At 73.0% G+C, this 6,769-nt stretch carries 7 protein-coding genes; 4 read left to right on the top strand and 3 right to left on the bottom strand.

Features of this window, described 5'->3' with window-relative positions; all coding sequences use genetic code 11:
* Positions 1 to 109: 109 nt before the first annotated feature.
* Positions 110 to 934: a citryl-CoA lyase gene (locus tag E1283_RS29020; RefSeq protein ID WP_207930568.1), complete on the top strand. Its 825-nt coding sequence runs from the start codon at positions 110 to 112 to the stop codon at positions 932 to 934.
* 135 nt (positions 935 to 1,069) lie between these two features.
* Here the strand turns inward: E1283_RS29020 and E1283_RS29015 are convergent, their stop codons facing one another.
* From E1283_RS29015 to E1283_RS29005, 3 genes are read right to left on the bottom strand one after another with little or no spacing between them, the layout of a single operon-like run.
* A complete protein-coding gene (locus E1283_RS29015; protein ID WP_132821140.1) occupies positions 1,070 to 1,984 on the bottom strand; it encodes an NAD(P)-dependent oxidoreductase in 915 nt (304 codons plus the stop codon).
* Positions 1,977 to 2,558: an RraA family protein gene (locus E1283_RS29010; RefSeq protein ID WP_132821139.1), complete on the bottom strand. Its 582-nt coding sequence runs from the start codon at positions 2,556 to 2,558 to the stop codon at positions 1,977 to 1,979. Before E1283_RS29010 ends, E1283_RS29015 begins: the two co-directional genes overlap by 8 nt.
* A gap of 60 nt (positions 2,559 to 2,618) precedes the next feature.
* Positions 2,619 to 3,407: an IclR family transcriptional regulator gene (locus E1283_RS29005; RefSeq protein ID WP_132821138.1), complete on the bottom strand. Its 789-nt coding sequence runs from the start codon at positions 3,405 to 3,407 to the stop codon at positions 2,619 to 2,621.
* A 175-nt stretch (positions 3,408 to 3,582) separates the two neighbouring features.
* Between E1283_RS29005 and E1283_RS29000 the strand changes: the two genes are divergently transcribed.
* Genes E1283_RS29000 through E1283_RS28990 form a run of 3 tightly spaced genes read left to right on the top strand, consistent with a single transcriptional unit; the run spans position 3,583 to position 6,739 of the window.
* On the top strand, positions 3,583 to 4,569 hold the full coding sequence (locus E1283_RS29000) for a Bug family tripartite tricarboxylate transporter substrate binding protein (RefSeq protein ID WP_132821137.1): 987 nt from the start codon (positions 3,583 to 3,585) through the stop codon (positions 4,567 to 4,569).
* Positions 4,566 to 5,216: a tripartite tricarboxylate transporter TctB family protein gene (locus tag E1283_RS28995; protein WP_207930567.1), complete on the top strand. Its 651-nt coding sequence runs from the start codon at positions 4,566 to 4,568 to the stop codon at positions 5,214 to 5,216. The genes E1283_RS29000 and E1283_RS28995 overlap by 4 nt, the downstream gene beginning before the upstream one ends.
* Positions 5,216 to 6,739, top strand: coding sequence for a tripartite tricarboxylate transporter permease (locus E1283_RS28990; RefSeq protein WP_132821136.1), 1,524 nt, complete (start codon positions 5,216 to 5,218; stop codon positions 6,737 to 6,739). Before E1283_RS28995 ends, E1283_RS28990 begins: the two co-directional genes overlap by 1 nt.
* Positions 6,740 to 6,769 lie beyond the last annotated feature (30 nt).

Below are 6,769 nucleotides of genomic sequence, written 5' to 3'. Positions count from 1 at the left end.
GGGCGGCGACGGGCAGCGACCTGCTGCTGATCCCGCTGCTCGCGATGGCCCTCGGCGTGTGCGTCCTCGGCGTGGTGCTGGCCGCCGACCTGCGAGAGAACGGTGCGATATGAGCCAGCCGGACCCCGAGGGCGAGCCGATGATCGAGCGGCGCCGGGTCACCGACTGGTGGTCGACGGCGGTGACCGAGATCCACCCGGGCGTGATCAGACTCCGGGGCTACCCCGTGGAGCAGTTGGTCGGCCGGATCACGTTCGCCGAGCAGATCTGGCTGATGCTCCGCGGCGAACTGCCCACCCCGGTCCAGGGCCGGCTGCTGGAGGCGGCGCTGGTGGCGGCCGTCGACCACGGCCCGCAGGCCCCGTCGATCGCCGCCGCCCGGATGGCGGCGACCTGCGGCGTCGGCCTGAACAGCGCCGTCGCGACCGGCGCCGGGCTGCTCGGCGACGTGCACGGCGGCGCCGGCCAGCAGTGCATGGAGGTGCTGGCCCGGGTGGTCGGCGGGGAGGACGCGGGGGCGGTCGTCGCCGACTTCCGCGCCCGCCGCGCCTACGTTCCCGGGTTCGGGCACCGCTTCCACCCCCGCGACCCGCGCCGCGACCCACTGCTCGCCCTGGTCGGGGAGGCCGTCGAGCGGGGCGAGGTGCCGGGGCACGCGCTGGCCGCCGGCCTCGCGGTCGAGGCGGCGCTGGCCGAGGGCCGGGCCCGCCCGGTACCGATGAACATCGACGGGGCGACCGCCATCATCTACGCCGAGCTGGGCTTCCCGCCCGAGTTGGGCCGGGGCCTGTTCGTGCTCTCCCGCAGCGTCGGCATCCTCGCCCACGCCTGGGAGGAGACGTCGAGCGGCTCCCGCATCAAGGGCCCGATCCCCCGGCCGCTGCTGGCCGGCTACCACGGCCCGCCGGAGCGCGATCTACCGGCGGACCGCTGACGGACGACGGACGACGGGTGACGGACGATGAATGGCGGATGGCGGATGGCGGATGGCGGATGGCGGATGGCGGATGGCGGATGGCGGATGGCGGATGACAGAAATCAGCTGAGGCCTGACAGACGGTGAAATCTGTCAGCCGCCGAGGTGCTCGACGATGTGGTCGGCCGCCTCGGTCGCCATCCGCCGCAGCGCCTCGGCGGTCTGGGCCCCGGTGTGCGGGGTGATGACGACCGTGGGCTCGGCGCGCAGCGGGTGGTCGTCGGGCAGCGGTTCGACCTCGGTCACGTCGAGGCCGGCGCCCGCGAGGTGCCCGCGCCGGACGGCGGTGAGCAGCGCGTCCTCGTCCAGGACGCCGCCGCGCGCGGTGTTGACGACGACGGCGCCCTCGGGCAGCGCCAGCAGTTCGGGCAGCCCGAGGAGCCCGCGGGTCTCCGGAACAAGCGGCACGTGCAGGCTGAGGTTGTCGGAGCCGGCCAACAGCGCGGGCAGGTCCACGGGTTCGGCACCGGCGGCGGCGATCTCGGCCGCCGGCACCATCGGGTCGTGGGCCAGCACCCGCATGCCGAAGCCGTGGGCGCCGATGGTGGCGACCTGTCGGGCGATCCGGCCGAAGCCGAGCAGGCCGAGCGTGGCGCCGGAGAGTTCGCGGCCGCTGATCGCGGCCCTGGTGTCGCCCTCGTTGCGCACCGCGATGCCGATGCCGCGGCGGACGGCGAGCAGCAGCGCGACGGCGTGTTCGGCGACCGACCGCGCGTTGGCCGTCGGGGTGGTGGTGACGGCGATCCCCAACTCCCTGGCGCGCGCCACGTCGACGGTGTCGAGGCCGACGCCGTGCCTGGCCACGATCCGCAGGCGGGGCGCCCGGTCCATCATGGCGCCGTCGACGCGCGCGGTGCGCAGCAGGATCGCGGCCACCCGGTCGCTCACCTCGTCGAACGTGACGGCGTGCGGGCCGAAGCCGAGGCGCACCTCGGCGACCTCGCCGAGGCGCGTCACCGCGTCCTGGTGGACGGGCCGCGGAATCCAGACGAGGGGCCGGTCAGTCACGCGGCACCAGCCGCTGGTTGGCGGCGCGGCGCTCGGCCTCGCCCTCGATGAGGGTCCGCGCGCCGTCGACGACCTGGGCGACCCGCCCGCTCGGCACGACCGCGACGCCGTCGTCGTCACCGAGCACCCAGTCACCGGGGCTGACCGGCACGCCGCCGACCGCGATGGTGGAGCCGATCAGGTAGGGGCCGGTCTTCCACGGCCCGGCGGGCGTGACCGCCCTCGCGAACACCGGCACGCCGAGCTCGGCGAGTTCGGCGACGTCGCGGGCGGCGCCGTCGAGCACGATGCCGCCGATCGCCAGGGCCTTGGCCTTCTGGACCACCAACTCGCCGATCAGGGCGCGCGTGGCGTCGCCACCGCCGTTGACGACCAGTACCTCGCCGCGTCGGATCGTCTCGAAGGCCGCGTGCAGCCCCTTGTTGTCGCCCGGCCTGGTCCACACGGTGAACGCGGGTCCCGACAGCTGGGCGCCGGGCCACAGCGGGCGGATGCCGTCGGCCACCCCGAACCGGTCCATGGCGTCCGAGACGGTGGCGACGGGCAGCGCGCCGGGCTTCGGGTAGTCGTGCACGGTTCTCCTTCGTCGGTGGATACGTCGGGTGGTAGGTCGATGGGTGCGTCGGGTGGTCGGTCAGTAGAGCGCGGGCGGCAGTCCGGTGCGCGCGATGTCCTCGGCGCAGCGGCGGACGGCGTGGACGAAGCCCTGGATCCGGTCTTCGGTGAACCGCACGGTGGGGCCGCCGAGGGCGAGCACCGTGGTGCGGGCCGGCGGGCGTCCTCCGGGGGACGGGACGGGCACCGCGAGACCGCTGTTGCCGGCCTCCCGCTGCCCGTGGGTGAGGCTCCAGCCGCGCTCCCTCGCGGCCGCCACCCCGGCCCCGATGGCCTCGGGGTCGCCGCCGGACTCGGCGACGATCCGGGCGACCAAGCCGTCGAGCTCCGCCGCGGGTTCGAGGCTGAGCAGCACATAGGCCGCGGAGCCGACGGACATCGGCAGTTCGTCGCCCGGCTGCACCGCGTGCCGCAGGGTGTTGGGGCTCGGCGCCTGGCCGACCACCACCCGTCGCACGCCGTCCCGCACGTAGAGGCTGACGGTCTCGCCGGTCTCGGCGGCCAGGGCCTGCATCCGGGCCAGCGAGGCGGGCGGCACGGTCCAGGCCGCGTCGGCGAACGCGGCGAACGCGATCAGGCTGGTGCCGACGCGTATCCGACCGTCCGCGCCGGACTCCAACAGGTTCTCGGCGGCCAGGGTGTCGACCAGCCGCAGCACGGTCGTCCGCGGCAGGCCGGTCTCCCGCACCAGGTCGGCCAGGGTGAGCGACATGCGTTCCGGGGTGAACGCGCGCAGCACCCGCCAGGCGCGGCTCACCGCGCGGATACCACCGCCGTCGACGCTTTCCCCGGCCGGTGTGGACACCATCCCGCCCCCTCCACGATCCATCCAGCGATCCACCGAGCGATCCACTAACTGATCAATCTCGATCTAAGTCGATCTGATCCGAAGGGTTGTATACCACCTGCCGGTCATCTATATCTACTAGGCGGACACCCTCGGTGTCGCAAACCACGAAATACCACGCCACAAGGGAGTGACCGTGCGGAAGCAACATCCCGCCCCGGCCGTCCTCGGGGTCGTGATCACGCTGGTGTTGGTCGGCTTCGCCGCCGTCGACGCCAGCGGTTCCGCCTCGGGCGCCACCCCCAGGTCCAAGCTGACCGTGACGGCGCCCGCGGCGCCCGGCGGCGGCTGGGACCTCGCCTCGCGGGAGTTCCAACAGGCGCTGCGCGCCGGCTCGGTCGTGAACAACGTCCAGGTCGTCAACGTGCCGGGCGCCGGAGGCACCATCGGCCTCAGCCAGTTCGCCGAGATCGGCGACGACCCGACCCGGCTGATGATGACTGGCACCGTCATGCTCGGCGCGATCACCGTCAACAACTCCTCGGTCGACCTGCTGGACACCACGCCGATCGCCAGGCTCGCCGAGGACTACGAGGTCCTGATCGTCCCGGCGGACTCGCCCTACCAGACCCTCGACGACTTCATCGCGGCCTGGCAGGAGAACCCGCACGGCCACGCGATCGGCGGCGGCGCCCTCGGCGGCACCGACCACCTGCTGGCCGGCCTCACCGCCGGCGAGGCCGGCATCGACCCGGCCGAGCTCAACTACATCGCGTTCGCCGGCGGCGGCGAGGTGCTGACCGCCCTGCTGTCCGACACCGTCGAGATCGGCATCAGCGGCTACAACGACTTCCGCGACCAGATCGAGGCCGGCAACCTGCGGGCGCTCGCCGTCTCGGCCGAGCAGCCGGTGCCCGGCATCGACACCCCGACCCTGATCGACCAGGGCATCGACGTGTCGCTGCCCAACTGGCGCGGCCTCGTCGCCCCGCCCGGCATCACCGAGGAGGAGCGGACCGAACTGATCTCGATCGTCGAGGAGATGACCGAGACCCCCGAGTGGGCCGACGCCCTCGACCGGCACCGCTGGGTCGATTCCCTGCTGACCGGCGACGAGTTCACCGAGTTCATCCGCGAAGACCAGGCCAGGGTCGACGCCATCATCGAGGAGCTGGGCCTGTGAGCACCGAACTCGACTCCCCCACGGCGACGCCCACGAACCCGCCCGGCGGCCCCGCCGACTTCCTGCGCCGCCGCACGGGCCTGATCCTCCCGGTGCTGCTGTTCGTCGTCGGCCTGGTGCTGGCGATCGGGACGGCGACGATGGACGTCCCCGCGAACGTCGCGTCCCCCGGACCGCAACTGTTCCCGACGATCATCTCGATCGCCTGCTTCGTGTTCGCCGTCCTGCTCGGCGTCGACGTGCTGCGGAACCCCGAACCGGAACGGGTCGCCGCACCGGGCGCGCCCGCCGAGGCCGAGGCCGGGGCCTCGGCCGGGGCCGGGGCCATGGCTGGCGCTGGCGCTGGCGCTGAGGCCGAGGACGGTGCGGAGGCTGAGGCTGAGGCTGAGGCCACCAGGATTCGCAGCAACCGGCTGGCCGTGGCCGGCGTCGTCGGCACGGTCGTCGCCTTCATCGTGCTGCTCGACCCGCTGGGCTGGCTGCTCTCCGGCACCCTGCTGTTCTGGGGCGTCGCACGGGCACTCGGCAGCCGCCGCGTGGTCTTCGACGTGTTCCTGTCGCTCGCCGTCTCCTCGATCGTCCAACTCGCCTTCTCCGCGGGCCTCGGACTCAACCTTCCCCCGGGCATCCTGGCAGGAGTGTTCTGATGGACTCATTGACCAACCTCGGCGACGGATTCCTCACCGTCCTCACGCCGATGAACATGCTCTGGGTGTTCGTCGGCGCCCTGCTCGGCACCGCCGTCGGCGTGCTGCCCGGCCTCGGCTCGGCGATGGCAGTGGCCCTGCTGCTGCCCGTCACGTTCTCGCTCGACCCGATCGGCGCGTTCATCATGTTCGCCGGCGTCCTGTTCGGCGGGCTCTTCGGCGACTCCATATCCGGCATCCTGATGAACACCCCCGGCAACAGCACCGCGATCGCCGGGACCATCGAGGGCCACAAGATGGCCAAGGACGGCCGCGCCGCCCAGGCCCTCGCGACCTCCGCGATCGCCGCGTTCATCGGCGGCATCCTGTCCTCCGTCCTCGTGGTCTTCTTCGCCCCCTCGCTCGCCGAACTGGCCACCCTCTTCGGTCCCGAGGAGTACCTGGCCCTCGCGGTGTTCGCGTTCGTCGCGATCTCCGCCGTCGTCGCCGAGTCGCTGATCCGGGGCCTCGCGGCGCTGGCCATCGGCCTGGCGATCGCGCTGGTCGGCGTCGACGGCATGTCCGGCGCCTCCCGGTTCACCGCCGGCCAGCCCGAGTTGTTCGACGGCATCAACATCGTCGTGATCACCGTGGGCCTCCTCGCCCTCGGCGAGGTCATCGCGGTCGCCGCCCGCCGCGGCACCAAGGAGGACACCAAGCTCATCCCGTCGAGCGGCCGACTCTGGCTGTCCCGCAAGGAGTTCAGGCTCGCACTGCCGGCCTGGCTGCGCGGCACCAGCATCGGCGTGCCGTTCGGCATCATCCCGGTCGGCGGCTCCGAGGTGCCGACGTTCCTCGCCTACGGCACCGAACGCCGGCTCGCCTCCCGGAAGCCGGACTCCATGTTCGGCAAGGGCGCCATCCAGGGCGTCGCCGGCCCCGAGGCCGCCGGCAACGCCACGGCGGGCACCGCCATGGGCGCGCTGCTGGCCCTCGGCCTGCCGACGTCGGCCACCGCCGCCGTGATGCTGGCCGCGTTCCGGCAGTACGGCCTCCAGCCGGGACCGCTGCTGTTCGAGCGGGCCAGCGAGCTGGTGTGGGCGCTGCTCGCCAGCTTCTTCATCGGGATGGTCGTCCTGCTGATCCTCAACCTCCCGTTCGCGCCGCTGTGGGCGAAGCTGCTGAAGCTGCCGAAGCACTACCTCTACGCCGGGATCACGGTCTTCGCGATGCTGGGCGTCTACGCGACCAGCAGCAAGATCCTGGACCTGGTGCTCGTGCTGGCCATCGGCCTGCTCGGCTTCGCCATGCGTCGCTACGGGCTGCCGGTCGCACCGGTCCTGATCGGCGTCATCCTCGGCCCGCTCGCCGAGACGGAGTTCCGGCGGGCGATGGCGGTCAGCGAGGGCGACGCCTCGGTACTGGTCTCCAGCCCGATCGCCGGCTCGCTCTACGGGGTGCTGATCCTCGGCGTCGGCGGCCTGCTGATCCAACGCGCCCGTGCGAGGCGCCGCGAGGCGGCGCAGGTGGCCGCGGCGGCCTGAGCCCCGGCGTTCCGCGCGGGGGTTGTCCCC

This window comes from Streptomyces hainanensis (assembly GCF_004348415.1).
Taxonomy (GTDB): Bacteria; Actinomycetota; Actinomycetes; order Streptomycetales; family Streptomycetaceae; genus Streptomyces; species Streptomyces hainanensis.
This window is presented reverse-complemented; position numbering and strand designations above follow the sequence as displayed.

Excerpts from the sequence above, each read along its gene's own strand:
- E1283_RS29005 (WP_132821138.1), bottom strand. The coding sequence starts at position 3,407 with ATGGTGTCCACACCGGCCGGGGAAAGCGTCGACGGCGGTGGTATCCGC.
- E1283_RS28990 (WP_132821136.1), top strand. The coding sequence starts at position 5,216 with ATGGACTCATTGACCAACCTCGGCGACGGATTCCTCACCGTCCTCACG.
- E1283_RS29020 (WP_207930568.1), top strand. The coding sequence starts at position 110 with ATGAGCCAGCCGGACCCCGAGGGCGAGCCGATGATCGAGCGGCGCCGG.